This is a genomic window from Exiguobacterium sp. s102 (genome assembly GCF_018618635.1).
Taxonomy (GTDB): domain Bacteria; phylum Bacillota; class Bacilli; order Exiguobacteriales; family Exiguobacteriaceae; genus Exiguobacterium_A; species Exiguobacterium_A oxidotolerans.
In genome coordinates this window covers 179,042-198,930 of sequence record NZ_JACSML010000003.1, presented here as the reverse complement: position 1 = coordinate 198,930, position 19,889 = coordinate 179,042, and the positions used below count along the sequence as shown (strand labels likewise).

Here is a 19,889-nt window from a genome sequence, read left to right as displayed (position 1 = left end):
GTATAAACGACTGAATATAAAATGCAAGCGCTTTAATGAAAACGCTTTATTTCGTTTGGTTTACATTCGCATTACCTTCAGTATGATAGGATGTAGAAAACAATTTTCTGAGAAAAACATGTTGATCTTTAAGACAAAGGAGGATATATGATGAAGATTTTAGTCGTAGGTGCAGGAGCTGTCGGAGGGTACTTCGGGGGACGCCTAGCAGAAAAAGGGGAAGACGTGACGTTTCTTGTCCGTGAGCGTCGGGCAAAGGAGTTAGAGCGAACAGGTCTTGAGATTGACAGTCCGCACGGAGACGTGTCGTTGACGCCGCGTTTAATCCAAGTTGGAACAAAAGAGACGTTTGACCTAGTCATCGTGTCGACGAAAGCGTACCACCTGGAGCATGTCATCGGGGATCTCGAAGGGTTCGTCGGACCTGATACATATGTGTTACCTGTCTTGAACGGGATGCGGCATATCGAACAACTCGTCGCTAAATTTGGCGAGACGCGTGTCCTCGGAGGCTTATGCTTCATTGAATCGACGCTTGACACGAATGGACGCGTCATTCAGACGAGTCCTGCCCATCAACTCGTGTTTGGTCCAAGAACAGGGGACTGGACGGATCGCTTGTTTGAGGTGAAGGAAGCACTTGCAGGGACGAAAGCATCGATTAAAGCATCAGACCACATCATGCAAGATATGTGGCAAAAGTATCTCTTCATTACGACTTTTTCCGGAGTGACTTCGCTATTTCGGGCACCGATCGGTCCGATTCGCGACGACGCAGCCGGGGATCGTGTCATCCGGAATGTCTTACAAGAAGCAAAACAAGCCATGGAAAGTCAAGGGGCAACGTTCGTGCAACATATCGAACAGGAGCAGGAAAAACGGATTCACCAAATGGCACCGGATATGAAGTCGTCGTTACAACGGGACATGGAAAAACAAGGCATGGTCGAAGCAGACCATCTGTTTGGCAGTTTAATAGAAGGAGCGGAGCCAGCGGTGTACCCGACGTTACGGATGATTCATACGAATTTAAAGATATATGAACGATTGCGGAGTGGAGTTTCCGAATAAGGAATTAGTACGCTGTTTACTATACTGGTAAAATTAAGCGGAGAGAGTAGACTGGAGAGCAAAAACGTTCTAGCTGAACTTTAGCTGAATCTCGCGGACATAGCATTGACTTCCTTACTAGAATTCATCTATTCTTAGTAAGATTGAAAAAACCATCAATATATTGTGTAGTACCATTTGGATATAAAACTGAACAACAGATGTGAGAGGGGATTTAATTTACATGAAACGTATTATCATTCGCGCCGGTATGACACCGTTTGAGCAGTTCGACGCTGAGTACATGATGAAAGAAAACTCAATCGGAGGGAACGTCGGGAACTTGATCTATCAGTACAGTATCTTCCGTACATTGATGACAGAAGGAACGACGATCACACCTGACTATTACTACTACGATGAAGAGCGTGCAGACGAGATCAACGAAAACTTCGATCTTTACGTCATTCCACTTGCGGATGCATTCCGTCAAGAGTTCGCACCATCACTTCGTAAGTACACACGTTTGATTAAGAAATTGAAAATTCCGGTCGTCGTCATCGGTGTTGGTCTACGCGCACCATTCGAGCCGGACTTAAAAGGCGGATTCCCGTTCGACGAGGATGTTAAAGCATTCGTCAGCGCAGTCCTCGAACGTTCAAGCATCATCGGACTTCGTGGTGAAATCACATCGAAATACCTGACACGCCTCGGTTTCCGTGAAGGCATCGATCACAAAGTCATCGGTTGCCCATCGATGTATGCGTTTGGTCGTGATCTTCACATCCGTGAGACAAACATCACGAAAGATTCGATGATCAGTGTTAACTCGTCACGTCTTTCGCCGAAAAACGTCCTTGATTTCATCACACGTGGAATGGAAGAGTATCCAAATCACTACTTCATCCCGCAATGGATGAAAGAATTGAAATTGACGTACACAGGAACGCATCCGATCGCGGACCTTTCTGTCACGAACTACCCGGTTAAAATGTCTGACCCGACATATATGAACGACCGTGTTCGTTTCTTCTTGAACGCTCAAACTTGGTTCGACTTCCTCAAAGAAGCTGACTTGAGCTTTGGTGCGCGTCTCCACGGAAACATCACAGCGACGCTCGCTGGAACACCAAGTATTTTGATTCCGAAAGATGCACGGATGCGTGAATTGACGGATTACCACCAATTGACGCACATCTGGGCGAACGATATCACGGCAGACACACGTCTTTCAGACATCGTCGAAACAGCTGACTTCCAAAGCCCGGCTCGGATTCAAGCGAAAAACTTCGACAACTTCGTCGATTTCTTGAACACAAACGAATTGGAGCACATCTACCAAGACACGAACTACCCAGAGAACGTGCCGTTTGACCGTGAAATGGCGAAAACAGAACTTCTCCCAGCGGTTAAACCGATCACAGGAATCAGCATGGAAGAAGCAATCGCTCGTTTTGAATCATTCTTCCCGGAAGAAGAGAAAAAAATCGCTGCGATCCAAAAACGCGATAAAGATAAAGATAAAAAGATTAAAACATTACAAGGTAAACTCAACAAGCAGACGAAGATGGTTAAACATCAAGAAGGTACATTGAACCGTAAAGCGGTTCGGATGGCACTTAAGACAGCCGATCTCTTCGCGAAGAAATAAAAATAAGACGTCTCATGCCAATGCGGTGTGAGACGTTTTTTATTGCATAGAAAAAGCTTCATCTCCTAAAAAAGAAGAGATGAAGCTTTTTAATTAACGTTCCCGTAGTTCACGATTAAATTGTTGGAGCAGGCGTCCAAATGCTTCCGTATCATCGCCTGACCAGTCTGTCAGTAAGCGTTCGATGCTCGCGAGGCGTGCCGTCCGGTAAATCGTCAATTCTTCCTGTCCGAATGAAGTGATGTGATAGAAGAAGGCACGGCCATCTGCTTCATCGCGTACTTTTTCGACCAATTTCTTTTGATCGAGCGCTGCCGCTTGCCGGCTGACGGTAGAGACGTCAAGTTGCAATTCGCGTGCCAATGTCTTCACCCCGACTGGACCAGACTCGGACAGTTGACGCAGTAACAAATACGACGCGCGATCTAAATTTCGGTTATCGGCCGTCGCTGTCGTCAAACGACGAATCAGAATCGCAAGTTCTAGTTCAATCACTTCGAGTGCCTGATCAGACATGTTAATCCCCTCTTTTCCTAAGTGCTTCATGTTTCCCATCATTACGCAAGGACTTAGCCCCTGTCAATGAGAGGTCAGGAAACTTGACAGTCCATTAGTTGTATTATACAATCATTTCTGTTATTTAATTGCATCATACAACTTATTTATTCAGAACACACACAAAAGGAGAATTCCGATGAAAGCTTATGAATCGATGAAACAAGAAGTGATCACAGTCCACGAAACAGACGTCATCCGCCATGTCGTCGAACGTTTCATCCAATCCGGAATCAGCGGTGTTCCCGTCATCAATGACGAGAGCGAAGTCGTTGGGTACATCAGTGATGGTGACATCATGCGGGCGATTGGAAAGCACAAAGACATCATCGTCGATACGTTTTTATATGTAGATGTCATCAAAGGGGATGAAGAAGATTATGACGCGCGGGTGCGTCACATTCTGAACCGTCCGGTCATGGAGATGGCACGCCGGAAAGTCGTCACGGCAGATGTTGAAACGGAGATGGAAGAAATCGCAGCGACGCTCGGTTCGAAACGGATTAAAAAATTACCGATTTTAAAACAAGGAAAGCTTGTCGGAATCATCAGTCGGGGCGACGTCATCCGTCACTCCTTTAAACGGTTCTTATAAGAGAAAGAAGGGACAATATGGCACTTGCCAATAAAACAACGACGCTTGCGCCGGAAACGGTGTTAGAAGAAAGCAAGCATGGATTATTCCACCAACCGATTGCCGTGTGGGCAGTATTTTTTGCGAGTATCACGGCATTCATGGGGATGGGGCTCGTCAACCCGGTTTTACCAACGATCGCCGATAATTTAGAAGCCTCAAAAAGTGAAGTCACGCTCTTATTTACAAGTTATAATGCCGTCATGGCATTCGCGATGCTGATCACAGGTGCGATTTCATCACGGATCGGTCAAAAGGGAACATTGATGTTAGGAATTGCCGTCATCGCGCTCGTCGCTGGATTTGCAGCGCAAGCCGATAGCATTTGGACGCTTGTCGCCTTACGTGGCGGCTGGGGGCTTGGGAATGCCTTGTTCGTCGCAACGGCACTTGCGGCCATCGTCTCCCTTTCGTCAGGCGGGACAGCAAAAGCAATCATCTTATATGAAGCAGCTGTCGGTCTCGGGATTTCAATTGGGCCGCTTCTCGGAGGGACACTCGGTTCGATCACATGGCGTGCACCATTCATGGGTGTCGCGACAATCATGGTCATCGCCTTCCTTGTCCTGTTGTTCTTGATGCCGAAACCGGTCGCAACAACGACGGCACCACGGCAAAAAATTTCCTTGCTCGCGCCTTTCCAAGCGATGAAACACCGGTCGCTCTTGACACTCGGGATTGTCGCGGCCTTCTATAACGTCGGTTTCTTTACAATCATGGCCTATGCGCCGTTCGTCATGAAACTGCCGGCACAAGGTCTCGGGTTCGTCTTCCTGGGATGGGGGATGTTGCTCGCCATCACGTCTGTCTTGACGGCACCGAAATTAAAACAATGGCTCGGGACGATTAAAGCGATGGTGTTGATGCTGTTACTGTTCGCCGTTCTCTTACTATTGATGGGGATCTTTACGGAAACACCAGCTGTCGTCATCGTCTGTGTGATTCTTGCCGGGGCGGTACTTGGTAATAACAACACACTCATTACGACAGCCGTCATGGACGCGGCACCGGTCGAACGTTCGACCGCATCTGCTGCATACAGCTTTTTACGTTTCCTTGGGGCAGCCATCGCGCCATTCATGGCCGGTAAATTGGCTGAAATCTTTAACGCAAACTTGCCGTTTTACGTCGGGAGCGGATTTGTCTTACTCTCTGTCGTCATCATCGGGGTCAATCTTAAGCACATCCGTCACATCGATACAATCGATAGCGGTCACTAAACAATCCGCTCTTCTTTCAATTGCTTAAGAAAGAAGAGCGGATTGTTTTTCTTAATCAGGATACGTAGTACGTAAAAAAGTCATAGACTCGACGATAAGGGATTCGATGACAGCCAGATCGACATCTGCTACCGTATTGATATAGACGCATGCCTTTCCACTTTTGTGTTTACCTAACTTGGCGAGCAATGCCTCACGATCAGCCCCGGGAGCGAAATAAAGACTAATGTTTGCTTTGCGAGGTGAAAAACCGACGAGAAAGGCATCTCCTTCATGTCCGGAGGCGTATTTATAATGATAGTGACCAAATCCGATCATTGATTCTCCCCACATGACAGGTGGAGCGTTCGTCGTTTTTTCAAATAGCTGAAGTAATACCTGACAATCTGCGCGCCTTGCAGGGGATTCGATTTGATTTAAAAATTCAGTCACACTGTTTGTGTTGGGTTGCGTTTTTTGTTTGTAAGTCATATGGCGGCTCCTTTCTGAAAACACCTATTGATATTTATGATTTTAGTTCTTCTTTTCCCGATTTTATGTCGATCCACTCAATAAGAATCGAGGTGAGCGTGATGAAGGTCCATAGTATTTACTTTATTGGTTATGAAGGGAAGGTCGAATGGCGTATTTTACGGGTCAATCGTCTGGAAGAAATACTGGAAATCGATGTCGTCCTATCGCAATCGGACAACCAGACCAGTCATCGATTAAATATGTCGTTCGCTGAGTATGATTCCTTTGCGCATGATTTTTTAACGGTCCATGAGCAACTTCGTGGATCTGCGACCTATACGCAAGCAGATTTTCACATGACGTTGACCTATCATCGTCTCGGTCACGTCACGATTGAAATCGGATGGAAGGGTCAACAGACAATAGCGTTGCAAAGTGATCAGAGTTATCTCGGACAAGCGCTTGCGAGTATCGGAGTCTATACGTAAAAACCGCTCGAGTCTTCGAAAGAGAAGGCTTGAGCGGTTTTTTTCGTTCAGGCTAGGGGTTCAAGTGCGAGTTGCTTACATAACGCAATCGTCTGGAAATACTCCGACAAGGGAATCGATTCATCGACTTGATGGGCGAAACGGAAGTCGTGGAACGAAGCGACGGCAATCGGGAAGGTCCGGTTGGCTTGGCTGAACATGGCTCCGTCCGTCCCACCCGGAATCGCAACGCGCCGCGCCGGATGACCCGTGATGGTTTCCATGTGTCGTGCAACCGTTTCGAGGAACGGTGCATTCGCATCCGTCTCACATGAAGGAATCTCTTTGATGACACGCAGGGTCATCGCGAACGTCGGATCTTCCTTACGCAGCCGTTGTTCGATCTGCGCAAAAGCTTCTAAAATCTCGAGGCGTCCGAATCCGGGAATCGTCCGGATGTCCATGTAAAAGGAAGCGTTACTCGGGATGACATTCGGACCTTCTCCGCCTTGGATCGACGTGATCGAGGCGACGACAGGACCGAGTTGCGGGTGGCGATTGTCGGTGATCGTGAAACGGTCCGACTTCACTTCCTGAATGACACGATACAGATCATCGATGGCATTTTTTCCGAGTTGCGGCGCGGAACTATGAGCCCCTTTACCGACGCACGTCACTTCGATTCCGACGACACCTTTTTGAGCATACCCAATCATTCCGCTTGTCGGCTCCGTGATCAACAGCGCATCTAAATCGTCGGCGTCACCACGTTCCGTCAAATACTTCGCGCCTGTCATACCATTTTCTTCATCAGATGTAATAAGTAGTTTGAGATGATTCGGGCGGTCCGCACAGTCCTTTAACTCAATCATCGCATTGACCATTGCCATCACACCAGACTTCATATCGGATGCCCCGCGACCGTAAATCCGTCCGTCGCTGATTTCACCACCAAAAGGTTGTTTTGTCCAACCGGTCGTTTGGACAGGTACGGTATCAAGATGACCCGAGAAACCGATTGTTTTTGGTTCGGTGGCTACCTCGCTTGCCGGAAGGGTCGCGACGAGACAGATTCGTTTTGGCGCGACCTCAATCCATTCGGTTTCGATTTCGTGAGTGGTCAAGTAGTCATAGACAAAAGTCGCGACGTCTCGTTCCCCGTCGAGCGGATTGACACTCGGAATTTGCAGGCAGTGTTGCAGTGATTCGATTTGTTGTTGTTGCGTCATGCTGATTCCTCCTTGATTTACATTCACTAGAGTATTCCCCGAAAAAAAGCTATCCGAGAGATAAACAAGCGAGGAGAAAATTTAAAATCGCGGTATTTCTTAGAATCAAATGGTCCGTTTTTAAGAGGATGCGTCAAAGGACTGTGGTCAAAAGGCGCAGATTGTTGATTTAATAAGTCGAAGGACATACGAAAAAGAGGAGGACGATTCGAAATCGTCCTCCTCTTTATTTAGATGTTGCGATGTTTCATGCGTCAAATGGATCGTTATTCAGCATCCGTCTTCCATTTATCATCAATCAACATCTCGCCAGGCCATGTGTAGGCCATGATCCCGCCGTCTGCTGTGATGTCTTCACCTGTCACGTAAGAGCTGTCGTCGGAAGCGAGGAAGAGGGCAACCGTTGCCATCTCACGTGGTTTCCCGAGACGACCCATTGGTGTGATCCATGCATTGGCATCACGGAATTGTTTTCCTTGGTCTTCGTCTTTTCCACCGACGAGCGTGTCGATGAGTGGTGTTTCGATCGTACCTGGTGAGAGCGAGTTGACACGAATGCCCTCACGCGCATAATCGATTGCCATCGCCCGTGTAAAGTTCGTGATTCCACCTTTTGCTGCGTTGTAACCTGAGCGGTTTAAGTCGGCAGCGCGACCTGACATCGATGACGTATTGATGATCGATCCGCCCTTCTCAAGCATTAAAGGAATCAAGAATTTACTCGTCAAGAATGTACCACGTAAGTCGACCGCGATGATTTGGTCAAACAGTTCAATCGGATATTCATGGACTTTTCCGCCTTGCTGATCAATCCCGGCATTGTTGAACAGAACGTCAATCGTTCCGTACGTGTCTTTCAGCTGTGTCGCGAGCTGTTCGACACTATCGACTTGCGTGACGTCGACGTGAATCGCTTCCGCTTGTCCACCAGCCTGTTTGATTTTTTCGACCGTCTCCTGTGCTTTTTCAAGATTGACGTCAGCACAGACGACTTTCGCCCCTTGTTCGGCAAAGACGAGTGCCGTTGCTTGACCAATTCCTGTAGCTGAACCTGTAATAACTGCTACTTTATTCTCTAATCGACCCATGTGTAATTTCCTCCTTCTAAGTACTCTTGCTCCGAATGTTGTTCACCTTATGAATCATTCCCTTGACTTTGGAGGATAAACCTACTGAACTGTCTAGCAATCCATGAGAACGGGAACAGATGAAAAGTGAAAACCCGACAGGAAAGGAATGAGAACGCTGACATCCGAACAACGTGAATATGCAAAAAAATTACTCGATGAAGCGATTCTGTACCAAATCGAGTTAGAGAAAGATGTATTTAAGGATGAGTTGATTGACCGGACGACACCGGTCTTATGGTTTGGTGACGTAAGCGAGCGTAGCTGGCTTACGATTGCGACGAATCCGTCGGCAGGCCAGTTTTTGAACCGGGATGGCACGTTACGCTATGAGACGACAGGACCATTCGTCCTAAGAGAAGTCGATGCGCCGCTTACGGAGTACCGGACGGACCAACGATTTAATCAAATGATTGATTCCTATAATCGTTATTTCAAACAGCCGGACATTTATAAATCGTGGTTCGGACGGGAGGGGGGAGGAAAATTGGAAGGTTTTCTGAATGGATTCGAAGCTTCTTTTTACGGAACCGGAGAGCCGGTCATCCATACGGACTTCTTTCCCTTTCCGACGAAACGGTACATGGGAACGATTGCTCAGCGACATGAACTGGAAGAAACCGTATTTGGTCAGACGTTCCTTTTGAAATTGATTCGTCTCTTTTCGTTACGCGGCATCATTCTCCTCGGACGGGAACATACGGAACGTTACCGGACAATCGATCAGACGGCTACATGGCAAGCGCCCGAGCCGGTCCCGGGGTATCCGGATGCCGTCTTCGAACTCGGGTCTTCGGAACAATTTTCCGTTCCAATCATCGGTCTTCACTTTAAACCGAGTGAGCAGTTCATCGGACTCGGGAATCGGCCGGACTGCCATGGTGTCAGTCATGGCACATACGGGTCGGCGGAAAGCTTATGTAAAATCGGAAAATATATCCGCAGCCGACTTGAAGAAGGGGATTGACACTATTTTTCCAATCCGTAATAATAGATTTGTATTAGCACTCTTATTGTTAGAGTGCTAAAAAAGAACTAGGGGGCATCGGAAATGGAAACGAAACAGTTCAAGGCAGAGTCGAAACGTTTACTCGAAATGATGATTCATTCCATCTACACACATAAGGAAATCTTTTTACGTGAGTTGATTTCGAACGCTAGTGACGCGATAGACAAGATTTATTACAAAGCATTGACGGACGAGACACTGACATTCGAAAAGGATGCCTATAAGATTACGATTGAACCAAACCAAACGACACGACAGCTCGTCATTCGTGATACGGGAATCGGGATGACGAAAGACGAGCTCGAAGCGAATCTCGGAACAATCGCGAAGAGTGGGTCACTTGCCTTTAAGGCGGAGAATGCCGCGCAAGACGGACACGACATCATCGGACAGTTCGGTGTCGGCTTTTATTCGGCATTCATGGTCGCGGATGTGGTCACGGTCATCACGAAACCATTCGGTAGCGAAACAGCGTACAAGTGGGAGTCGCACGGTGTCGACGGTTATACGATTGAAGAAGTCGAAAAAGCTACAGTCGGGACGGAAATCACGCTGCACATCAAAGCGAACGAAGAAGATGAAAATTATGATGAGTATTTAGATACACATCGTTTGCGGACGATCGTCAAAAAGTATTCCGACTTCATCCGCTATCCGATTGAGATGGAAGAGACGGAACGTCAACCGATTGAAGGATCGGACGAGATGGAAGAAGTGAAGGTCGTCAAGACAATCAACAGCATGGTGCCGATTTGGCGGAAAAATAAACGGGAGTTGACGGACGAGGATTACACGAACTTCTATCAAGAAAAACGATATGGATTTGATACACCAGTCAAGCACATCCATATCAGTGCAGATGGTGCCGTCCGTTATCAATCGATTTTATTCATTCCGGAGCAACCGTCCTTCGACTATTATTCGAAAGAGTTCGAGAAAGGGCTTGAACTGTATGCGAACGGCGTCTTGATCATGGAAAAATGCAGTGACCTCTTGCCGGACCACTTTAGCTTCGTCAAAGGGATGGTCGACTCGGAAGACTTGTCACTCAATATTTCACGTGAGTTGTTGCAGCACGACCGCCAACTCAAATTGATTGCAAAAAACATTCAAAGTAAGATTAAGACGCAACTTGAAGGACTGCTTCGTGACGATCGCGAGAAGTATGAAGCCTTTTATCAAGCCTTTGGTCGTCAATTGAAGTTTGGAATCTACAATGATTACGGCATGCATAAAGAGACGGTCAAAGATCTTGTCCTGTTCCACTCGGCAAAAGAGAAGAAGCTGGTCACGCTCGCTGAATACGTCGCGGCGATGCCGGAAGATCAAAAATACATTTACTATGCTTCAGGGGAAAGTACGGACCGTTTAGATAAGTTGCCACAGTCGGAGCTTGTCAAAGACAAAGGGTTCGACATTCTGTACTTTACGGAAGAAATCGATGAGTTCGCGATTCAAATGTTGCTCAACTATGAAGGAAAAGAATTTAAATCGGTTACGAGCAGTGATCTTGGCATCGAGCAAGCGGATCAAGCAGAAACGACCGAAACACAAGTCGAGATGTTTACAGCGATGCAAGAAGTGCTTGCTGGGCAAGTCAAAGAAGTCAAAGCTTCTTCACGCTTAAAATCACATCCGGTCTGCTTCGCGACGGATGGTGCCGTTTCGATTGAAATGGAGAAAATTCTTAAATCGATGCCGAACAACCAAGATGTTTCAGCCGTGAAAATTTTAGAGTTGAACACGTCGCATGACGTCTTCCAAGCCATTGAAACGGCCTTTAAAGAAGACCGTACGAAATTTGAACGCTATACGAAATTAATGTACCAACAAGCGTTGCTCATGGAAGGCTTGCCAATCGAAGATCCAGTTGCGTTTGCAAATGAAGTGTGTGCCTTGATGGTGTAAGAATGATCGCTTCAGCGTGTAGACAAACGCTTATGAAGCGTGAACATGCGATATCGAATTGCAATTCGTTCGTGCTTTCCTGTATTTCTCTCACGGTATTACCTAAAAAGCATCACGTTTCGTTGACTCCTACGGGGAAAAGTGCGTTTTTAACGCACTTTCAGAGGCAGGCAAGACCCTGCTCGTTGTCCGTGAGGATCAAGGAGCAACGGCTTGCGCCTCGCCCGAGGAAAGCAACGAAAAAAAGACGCTTTTTATTTCTCCATACCATGTTGTCTACAACTTAAAAAAGGGATTGCACATCACGGTAGATGGCAATCCCTTCTTTTTTTCTCGTCTCGGCTAAGCTGAGCGTTATTTTTTTATTATTCAGCGCGAAGTTCAGTTGGTACTTTGCCGCGTTTCGAGACGACATTCAGGACGACGAGTGCGAGTAAGAAGGCGATAAGTGCACCGATGAAGCCGATGATTGATGAATCGGTTAAACCGAGCACAAGGTAGCCGACTGCCGATGTCGCTGCACCAACCAACGCATACGGAAGTTGTGTCGTGACGTGATCGATATGATGCGAACCGGCACCTGTCGAACTGAGAATCGTCGTATCGGAAATTGGTGAACAGTGGTCTCCGAAGACGGATCCGGCAAGAACGGCAGCGAGCGTCGGAAGTAAGAGATTCGGTTCGACCGCCATGATGAGGTCAGCACCGATCGGCAGCATGATACCGAATGTTCCCCAACTTGTACCTGTCGAGAATGCCATTAAGCTTGCAATCAAGAACAATAAGAAGGGGAGGTACGAAGCAGAAATCGACTTACTGACGAAGCTTGCTAAGTACTCACCTGTTTTCATGTCACCGATAACAGCGATGATTGTCCAAGCGAATAATAAGATGACGACAGCAGGCCACATGGATTTCATCCCAGCCCAGATGCTGTGTCCGTATTCGCGCGCCGGGATTTTCCGACCAATCAACATCAGGAAAGCAACGACTAAACTGATGACGACACCAGCAACGAGTGAACGTGTTACGTCTGTCGCTTCAAATGCACCAATCAACGTAAATGCACGATTGTCAGCAGCGAGTGCCTGAGCACCGGTAAAGAGTAATGCGGAAACCGTTGCAATGACGAGAACGATAATCGGAACGACGAGGTCACGTACTTTTCCACCTTCGTGTTCTTTGACTTCCTCTGCCATCCCCATCGGTGTTCCTTTACTTGCGTCGAAAAGTTCACCTTTTAATGCACGAAGTTCATGCGTCCGCATCGGTCCGACCGCAATCCCTGTGTACGCGATGTAAAGCGTCAGCAATAGAGCGAAAATCGCATAGAAGTTGAGTGGCACGATCATCATGAAAGCACTGAATGCGGAATACTCCGTAATCGAATGTGTCGTCAAGATACCCGCGATGATTGAGATGATGAACGCTCCCCAACTTGAAAGCGGGCTGATGACACAGACTGGAGCAGCCGTCGAGTCAATAATATAAGCAAGTTTTGCACGCGAGACGCCACGACGGTCCGTTAACGGACGACTGACATTCCCGACAGCAAGACTGTTGAAGTAATCATCGATGAAGATTAAAATACCTAAACCAAATGCTGCGAGGCGAGCGCCGCGCGCTGTCTTGACGTGTGTTGTTGCCCATTCACCGAAGGCATGTGCACCGCCCGATGTTTGGATAAGCGTCGATAGAACACCGAGTAATAGTAAGAAGATGAGTAATAAGACGTTCCATTCATTTAACGCCCCATCCGCCCAAAATAGACTAAAGATGTTTTTGCCGAGATAGACGACCGTATCGATTGGATTAAAGCTATGCAGCAATAAAGCACCAATCAAAATACCGACACCAAGTGAAATAACGACTTTGCGCGTCACGATTGCAAGTGCGATTGCAATGACAGCTGGAATGAGCGCAACGATTGAATCTGAATAATTGACCATTGTGTGGTTCCTCCTCTTTTTTTAGAAGATGAGACCCATTGCATATAAAAAAGCAAGGGCACCGGCAACAAAGCCGACACCCTTGCTGGATGCGTCTTTCTTAGCCGAATTGGAGCGCTCCATACAAAACACGTATGGCAATCGAACGGGTATTTCCCAATTCGACCAGTACCATCAAGTCAGACACTTGACGATACTTCGGCAGCATTACCTTTCCTTGATCGTCCTCGTTGTCATCCTCAGATCAAATACTCATTAAGACCGCGCCTCTACCTCATCGATAGAATAGTCATATTCTTTTAATAAGAAAACCTTATCATATTTCAGAAAAAAGTTTCAAGTCTGTTTTTAAAAAAAGTAGTAAAGTCTGTTCAAAAGGAACAATGAAGTTATTCGGCGTTCATCCGATTTAAATGGGCAGCACCGATGACACCGGCATTTCCTTCCAATGCAGCTAAGCGAATGATTGTTTTTTGACGTAACGTCGGGTAGAGACGGGCATTGACGGCTTGTAAGAGCTCTTCCCAAAATAAATCGGCGGAAGCCGTAACACCGCCACCGATGATGACGGCTTCCGGATCAAGTGTGTGAATGATGTTCGCTACGCCTGTTGCTAAATGATTTACGAAACGAAGCCTTTCCTGTGTATTGCCAAGAAGTTGTGCAATAGAAGATTCATTTAATGAATCAGCCCGCGTCTGAAGAGCCGTACCGCTTGCTAATCCTTCGAGTGAGCCTTTGTTCAAGACGTGATGTTCCGGTCCAGAAGCATCGATGATCGTATTTCCGATTTCACCAGCATATCCGTGTGCGCCTCGAATCAACGTCTTTTGATAGACATATCCACCACCGATTCCTGTACTGACTGTCATGTAATAGATGGATGTATAGTCTTGTCCTGCCCCGAACAATGCTTCGCCGAGCGCGGCGGCATTTGCATCATTTTCAAGGGAAACCGGGATGTTGAAGAACTCTTCTAACGGGCGAACTAAATTTACATCGTCCCAACCCGGCAGGTTTGGAGGTGACAATAGCCGACCCGTTGCTGCATCAAGCGGACCAGGCGCTGCGATACCAATTCGTTCGACTTCAAATTCTTCAAGTAGCTTTTGGATGGCTTGTCTTAAATGTTTAATTGTATAGTCCGGGCCAGCAGCCGCCTCTGTCAAAAATCGATATTGTTTTACGACATGGTGCTGATTGATTGCGGCAACACGCGTGTGAGTCCCACCAAGATCAATTCCGATGTGAAGTCGTTGTTTCGGTGTTGGATTTGGACCAGTCAATAGAAGTTTCCCCTTTCCAGAAACGGTACAAGTTACTTTTGCCGGAATCAGAACCGTGTCTCCGGCGGTATAACGCAATTGGTTGATGATCAGCGTGCCACTGATGATAGTGATGACTTGGAAGGAAGTTCGTGGTGCAATCGTAATCATGTCATGGATGGCCCATTCCTCGACAAAAAAATAGGCGTTGGTTGTCAGTAGTCTTGAACAAAAAGAGGTCGGTACATAAGGCTCCTCGTACTGGAAATGAGGAAATTGAATGACTTCGAGTGCTTCTTTAAGGTGGAGTTGACGCGGTTTGTTGGTCGAATGGTCAATTCGATCGTAATCGTACAACCGGTACGTGGTATCAGAGTTCTGCTGGATTTCGATGACAAGACACCCTTCGGTTAAAGCATGAACAGTACCTGCTGGAACGTAAAAAAAATCGCCGGGTGAAACAGGCAAATCAATTAAGCCGGAAGTTAAATCGTCTTCACGGACAGCGCGCAACAAATCAGCTTTTGTTTTGAAGTCATGCCCATAAATAATGGTGGCGTCTGCCGGACAATCGACGATATACCAGCATTCATTTTTCCCGTAAGGCTGTCCTTCTAGGCGACAGGCATCATGATCGTCAGGATGGACTTGAACGGATAAATCATCCGCAGCGTCAATCCACTTAATGAGTAAAGGAAAAGCTTCCGTTGTGTCCATCCCAAAGATTTCAGGGTGATTTGACCATAAATCCCGTAGTGCATCACCGGAAAAACGTCCGGCATTCACCTTGGTTTGCCCGTTTTGGTGATCAGCCAAGGTCCAAGCTTCACCGATGTTTTGTTTGCCTAACGTATCAAATCCATATGCACCAAGCTTACATCCACCCCATATCCGCTCCTGTAAAATCGGCTCAAAACAAATCAGTTCTTCCATGATTGTTCCTCCTCCAAGTTGTTTTCGATTACAACACTACACTTTTTAAAAATAAAAATAAACAAAATAAAAATCAAGTATAGACATGGATGTTAAAATCCGTATAATCAAAGTTGTAAGCGATTCCAAAACGCGGAAGGAATGGTTGAAATGAAAAAAATCATGTTGGCGTGTAGTTCAGGAATGTCGACGAGTATTCTCGTCACTAAGATGCAGGAACATGCCCAATCACTTGGTGAAGAGGCGACAATTTGGGCAGTCGGTCAAGACCAAGCTTTAAAAGAAATGGATGGAGCAGATGTTGTATTGATTGGTCCACAAATGCGCTTTTTATTATCAAAATTTCAACAAGCGACAGATAAACCAGTCGAAGTCATCGATATGATGGCGTACGGAATGGCCGACGGAAAAGCGGCCTATGAACAAGCCGTTAAGTTGATGGGGTGAAGAAATGAAAACAAATGAACAGACGATGGAACAAGTAGCATTCATGATGATTTTGCATAGTGGAAATGCGCGAAGTACGATTCGTGAAGCAATCGAAGTGTACAAGGAAGAATCATTTGAGGCATTTGAGCGGTTATTAACAGATGCCCGAGAACAGTTGCAAGAAGCGCACCAGATTCATTTCGGTCAAGTCCAAAAAGAAGCGAGCGGTGAGCCGACGACATTGTCTTTACTGCTTTTGCATGCAGAAGATCATTTGATGTCGACACAAACGATGCTTGATTTGACGTCAGGATTAGTTGAAATGATGGAACATAAATTTTCTCAAAAATAAGAGGAGGGATTGAAATGGCTGGTAATAGTAAGTGGTTCGATTTGTTGAGTCGTTTTCTGATGCCGATTGCGGCATATTTAAACAATAGCCGCTATCTTCAGACGTTACGTGACGCGTTCATGCTCGCTTTTCCGATTACGATGTTCGGTTCATTAATCGTTGTTATTGCGAATTTACCATTCTTAGATAAATTTATGTCGCCTGGAGTATTGGATGCTTTTAAAACTTCATTAGGAAACGCACCCTCGGCGACGATGGGAATCATGTCACTATTCGTCGTCTTCGGTATCGGATATTATCTTTCGAAAAGCTATGATGTAGAAGCTGTTTTTGGTGGTGTAATCGCCCTTGTTTCTTTTTTACTTTTAACACCTTTCTTTGTAGCAGTCGAAAATGTTGCTGATCCTGTCGGAAATGTCATTCCACTTGACCGTCTCGGTGCAAAAGGCATGTTCCTTGCAATGATGACAGGGTTCTTAGCAGGAGAAATTTATCGATTTGTCGTTCAAAAAAACTGGACGATTAAAATGCCGGCTGGTGTGCCGACTGCTGTGGCTAAGTCATTTTCAGCTCTTGTGCCTGCACTTTTGACACTTTCCATTTTCCTTGGCATTAACATCGCTATCACCTCGCTTTTAGACACGAATCTCCACGATTTAATCTTTAATTTAGTTCAAAAACCACTCGTGAATCTTGGGAACGGTTTGGTTCCGACATTAATCGCCATCTTTTTTGTTCAATTGTTTTGGTTTTTCGGCCTGCATGGTCAAGTTATCGTCAATTCGGTCATGGATCCGATCTGGAACACTTTGTCACTTGAAAACTTAAACGCCTATACGGCGAATGGAGAACTCCCGAATATCATCAGTAAACAATTCATTGAAATTTATACAGTTGGAATTGGTGGTTCCGGTTCGACACTGGCTGTCGTCGTCGCAATCCTCCTTTTCATGCGCTCAAAACAGTTGAAGCAAATCGGTAAGTTATCGATCGGACCCGGAATCTTTAACGTCAATGAACCAATCATTTTCGGGTTACCAATCGTCATGAACCCCCTCATCATGATTCCCTGGATTTTTGCACCGTTGATTACCGTAACCGTTACTTATTTTGCGATGTCGACAGGAATCGTTCCGCCGCCAACAGGAGTTGCTGTGCCTTGGACGGTGCCGATGTTTATCAGTGGCATGATGGCAACGAATTCACTGGCGGGCGGATTGTTACAACTCGTCAACTTCGCCATTATCATGGCAGTGTGGTTCCCATTCCTAGTCTTCATTGACCGCTTGAATATGAAAAAAGAACGAGAAGAAGCGAATGTTGCCGGAGATGAAAATCAACATGTAGGTTGAATTCAAAAATAGAGATAGGACGTGGATGAGATGAATCAAACGGAAGTTACGACGGCAAAAGAACAAAAGTATACGTTCCCTGCAGATTTTTGGTGGGGAACAGCAGCTTCAGCGACACAAACGGAAGGTGCAGCATTTGAGGGTGGAAAAGGACCGAACATTTGGGATCATTGGTACGAACAAGAACCGAATCGCTTTTTCGATGGTGTAAATGCAACGGTAGCCTCTGATTTTTATTATCGTTATGAAGAAGATATTGCGTTGATGAAAGAACTCGGACACAACTCGTTTCGAATCTCGATTTCCTGGTCACGTCTTTTTCCTGAGGGGCAGGGGGAAATGAATCCGATTGCCATTGATTTCTATAATCGTGTGATTGACGAATTGATTGCAGCGGACATCGAACCGTTCGTAAATCTATATCACTTTGATATGCCGCTTGCACTGCAAAACATCGGTGGCTGGGAAAGTCGTGCCGTCGTCACCGCCTATACAGAATATGCTAAAACGTGCTTTTCACTATTCGGAGATCGTGTCAGTAAATGGTTTACGCATAATGAGCCAATCGTCCCGGTAGAAGGTGGCTATTTATACGACTTCCACTACCCGAACGTTGTTGATTTCAAGCGTGCCGTTCAAGTGGCCTATCATTCGATTTTATCGAGTGCACTTGCAATACAGGCCTATAAAGAAACAGAGCAGACGGGTGAAATTGGCATCATCTTGAATTTAACGCCATCTTATCCTCGAAGCCAAAATGCTGGGGATGTGAAAGCGGCCCAAGTAGCCGACGTATTGTTCAATCGTTCCTTCTTGGATCCTTCCGTACTCGGAACGTTCCCGGCCGAATTGGTCGATTTATTGGAACAACAAGGTGCTTTGCCCGAGGTCGTTCAAGGTGACCTGGAACTCATCGCGAAAAATACCGTTGATTTACTCGGAATTAATTACTATCAACCACGACGCATCAAAGTAAAAGAGCACCTTCCGCATCCAGATGCACCTTTCATGCCGGAGCATCTGTTCGATTATTACGAGATGCCGGGAAGAAAAATGAATCCATATCGTGGCTGGGAAATCTACGAAAAGGGAATTTACGATATTTTGACGAACCTGCGAGAGAATTACGGGAACATCAAGTGTTTTGTTTCTGAAAATGGAATGGGTGTAGAAGGGGAGGAACGTTACCGGGACGAGGACGGCAGTGTTCAGGACGATTATCGCATCGATTTCATCGCCTCTCACTTGCAATGGATGCATCGTGCGCTGAAGGAAGGATCAAACGTCAAAGGTTATCACTTATGGACGTTCATGGATAACTGGTCTTGGAGCAATGCCTATAAAAACCGTTACGGTTTTGTCGGACTCGATCTCGCGACCCAAAAACGAACGGTCAAGAAAAGCGGCCATTGGTTCAAACAATTGATTGAAGAGCAAGGATTTACGAAATAACTGAAAAGATGATTAGGATGTCTAGTCCTGATCATCTTTTTTTGTTATATTATTTTTATATGTCTATACATGGGGTGAAGTCATGTCTATAAAGAAACAACCGAAATATGAGAAAATTGCTGATGAACTTCGCAAACGAATCCTAAATGGGGGATATGATGTCGATCAGGCGATGCCGGACGAAATCAACTTAGCAGAAGAATTCGAAGTCAGCCGGATGACGATGAAGAGAGCACTTGAGATTCTCGTCTTAGAAGGAATTATTTACCGACAACGGGGACAAGGGACGTTTATTTTACCATCGAATTTTTCACAAGGACGTATTAACGTTCTGAACAAAGAATCGCAAGGATTGACCAAATTGCTTGGGGAACGGGCTGTTAAAAGCGAAGTACTTCAATTTGAGGTGCGCTTTCCGGAGAAGGAAGTCGCACGACATTTGATGATTGAGCAAACGGATCCGGTCTATGAAATTAGACGTGTCCGCTACGTCGAAGGAGAGGCTTACGTGATTGAGCATACATTTATGCCTTCCTCCTTGATTACAGGTTTAACGAAGGCGATTCTCGATCAATCGATTTACCGCTATATTCAAGAAGAACTTGGTTATACGATTACGAGCTCGCACAAAATGATCCGTGCAGATAAACCGAATGAATGGGATCAAAAATATCTTGGAAATCTCGAAACCGATCCTGTCATCGAAGTGGAACAAGTCGTTTTTTTAGGGAACGGAAAACCATTTGAATATTCATTTTCGCGGCACCGGTATGACAAATTCGTGTTCACATCTGTGCATATCGGTCGATAAGAAGTCCCTGACGTCTCAGCGCGAAGCTGGTACGACAGGGACT

General features: G+C 46.1%; 18 protein-coding genes and 1 riboswitch. Of the genes, 12 read left to right on the top strand and 6 right to left on the bottom strand.

The genetic code is table 11. The annotated features are described in order from the left end of the window. The first annotated feature begins 150 nt into the window (after positions 1–150). Positions 151–1,071, top strand: coding sequence for a ketopantoate reductase family protein (locus tag KNQ02_RS10745; protein WP_088838263.1), 921 nt, complete (start codon positions 151–153; stop codon positions 1,069–1,071). A gap of 223 nt (positions 1,072–1,294) precedes the next feature. Then, on the top strand, positions 1,295–2,701 hold the full coding sequence (locus KNQ02_RS10740; RefSeq protein ID WP_088838262.1) for a polysaccharide pyruvyl transferase family protein: 1,407 nt from the start codon (positions 1,295–1,297) through the stop codon (positions 2,699–2,701). A gap of 93 nt (positions 2,702–2,794) precedes the next feature. On the opposite strand, the gene KNQ02_RS10735 is transcribed toward KNQ02_RS10740, so the two are convergent. Next, a complete protein-coding gene (locus KNQ02_RS10735) occupies positions 2,795–3,217 on the bottom strand; it encodes a MarR family winged helix-turn-helix transcriptional regulator (protein ID WP_088838261.1) in 423 nt (140 codons plus the stop codon). A 178-nt stretch (positions 3,218–3,395) separates the two neighbouring features. Here KNQ02_RS10735 and KNQ02_RS10730 point away from each other — a divergent pair, with 178 nt between their 5' ends. Beyond that, positions 3,396–3,851, top strand: a complete 456-nt coding sequence (locus tag KNQ02_RS10730; RefSeq protein ID WP_029332115.1) for a CBS domain-containing protein — start codon at positions 3,396–3,398, stop codon at positions 3,849–3,851. A 17-nt stretch (positions 3,852–3,868) separates the two neighbouring features. Then, the gene (locus tag KNQ02_RS10725) at positions 3,869–5,110 is read left to right on the top strand and encodes an MFS transporter (RefSeq protein WP_214766282.1); all 1,242 of its coding nucleotides are present in this window, start codon (positions 3,869–3,871) and stop codon (positions 5,108–5,110) included. A 51-nt stretch (positions 5,111–5,161) separates the two neighbouring features. Here KNQ02_RS10725 and KNQ02_RS10720 read toward each other — a convergent pair whose 3' ends face one another. Beyond that, positions 5,162–5,581, bottom strand: a complete 420-nt coding sequence (locus tag KNQ02_RS10720; protein ID WP_214766284.1) for a DUF1801 domain-containing protein — start codon at positions 5,579–5,581, stop codon at positions 5,162–5,164. A 101-nt stretch (positions 5,582–5,682) separates the two neighbouring features. On the opposite strand from KNQ02_RS10720, the gene KNQ02_RS10715 reads away from it, so the two are divergent. Beyond that, positions 5,683–6,051, top strand: a complete 369-nt coding sequence (locus KNQ02_RS10715; protein WP_088838257.1) for a hypothetical protein — start codon at positions 5,683–5,685, stop codon at positions 6,049–6,051. Between the two features lie 47 nt (positions 6,052–6,098). On the opposite strand, the gene KNQ02_RS10710 is transcribed toward KNQ02_RS10715, so the two are convergent. Both KNQ02_RS10710 and KNQ02_RS10705 read right to left on the bottom strand, forming a co-directional pair. Next, a complete protein-coding gene (locus tag KNQ02_RS10710; RefSeq protein ID WP_214766286.1) occupies positions 6,099–7,259 on the bottom strand; it encodes an ArgE/DapE family deacylase in 1,161 nt (386 codons plus the stop codon). 266 nt (positions 7,260–7,525) lie between these two features. Then, positions 7,526–8,347 carry an SDR family oxidoreductase gene (locus KNQ02_RS10705; RefSeq protein ID WP_088838255.1) on the bottom strand — a complete coding sequence of 274 codons (822 nt, stop codon included), beginning with the start codon at positions 8,345–8,347 and terminating at the stop codon, positions 7,526–7,528. 148 nt (positions 8,348–8,495) lie between these two features. Here KNQ02_RS10705 and KNQ02_RS10700 point away from each other — a divergent pair, with 148 nt between their 5' ends. Next, positions 8,496–9,353 carry a hypothetical protein gene (locus tag KNQ02_RS10700; RefSeq protein ID WP_214766288.1) on the top strand — a complete coding sequence of 286 codons (858 nt, stop codon included), beginning with the start codon at positions 8,496–8,498 and terminating at the stop codon, positions 9,351–9,353. Between the two features lie 84 nt (positions 9,354–9,437). Further along, a complete protein-coding gene (htpG, locus tag KNQ02_RS10695) occupies positions 9,438–11,303 on the top strand; it encodes a molecular chaperone HtpG (protein ID WP_214766290.1) in 1,866 nt (621 codons plus the stop codon). A 365-nt stretch (positions 11,304–11,668) separates the two neighbouring features. Here the strand turns inward: htpG and KNQ02_RS10690 are convergent, their stop codons facing one another. Next, a complete protein-coding gene (locus tag KNQ02_RS10690) occupies positions 11,669–13,252 on the bottom strand; it encodes a Na+/H+ antiporter NhaC family protein (protein WP_088838252.1) in 1,584 nt (527 codons plus the stop codon). Between the two features lie 104 nt (positions 13,253–13,356). Continuing rightward, positions 13,357–13,532: riboswitch (Lysine riboswitch) on the bottom strand. Positions 13,533–13,641: 109 nt separating this feature from the next. Then, a complete protein-coding gene (gene manA, locus KNQ02_RS10685) occupies positions 13,642–15,450 on the bottom strand; it encodes a mannose-6-phosphate isomerase, class I (protein ID WP_214766292.1) in 1,809 nt (602 codons plus the stop codon). Positions 15,451–15,600: 150 nt separating this feature from the next. Between manA and KNQ02_RS10680 the strand changes: the two genes are divergently transcribed. The 5 genes from KNQ02_RS10680 (at position 15,601) to KNQ02_RS10660 (ending at position 19,846) form a co-directional block, all read left to right on the top strand. Then, positions 15,601–15,897, top strand: a complete 297-nt coding sequence (locus KNQ02_RS10680; protein ID WP_088838250.1) for a PTS sugar transporter subunit IIB — start codon at positions 15,601–15,603, stop codon at positions 15,895–15,897. 4 nt (positions 15,898–15,901) lie between these two features. Next, entirely contained in the window at positions 15,902–16,231 is a 330-nt protein-coding gene (locus KNQ02_RS10675) for a PTS sugar transporter subunit IIA (RefSeq protein WP_088838249.1), read from the top strand. Between the two features lie 14 nt (positions 16,232–16,245). Further along, positions 16,246–17,583, top strand: a complete 1,338-nt coding sequence (gene celB / locus KNQ02_RS10670; protein ID WP_088838248.1) for a PTS cellobiose transporter subunit IIC — start codon at positions 16,246–16,248, stop codon at positions 17,581–17,583. A 30-nt stretch (positions 17,584–17,613) separates the two neighbouring features. Continuing rightward, on the top strand, positions 17,614–19,035 hold the full coding sequence (locus KNQ02_RS10665) for a glycoside hydrolase family 1 protein (RefSeq protein ID WP_088838247.1): 1,422 nt from the start codon (positions 17,614–17,616) through the stop codon (positions 19,033–19,035). A gap of 82 nt (positions 19,036–19,117) precedes the next feature. Further along, complete coding sequence (locus tag KNQ02_RS10660; RefSeq protein WP_088838246.1) at positions 19,118–19,846, top strand: GntR family transcriptional regulator; 729 nt, start codon at positions 19,118–19,120, stop codon at positions 19,844–19,846. The last annotated feature ends 43 nt before the right edge of the window (positions 19,847–19,889 follow it).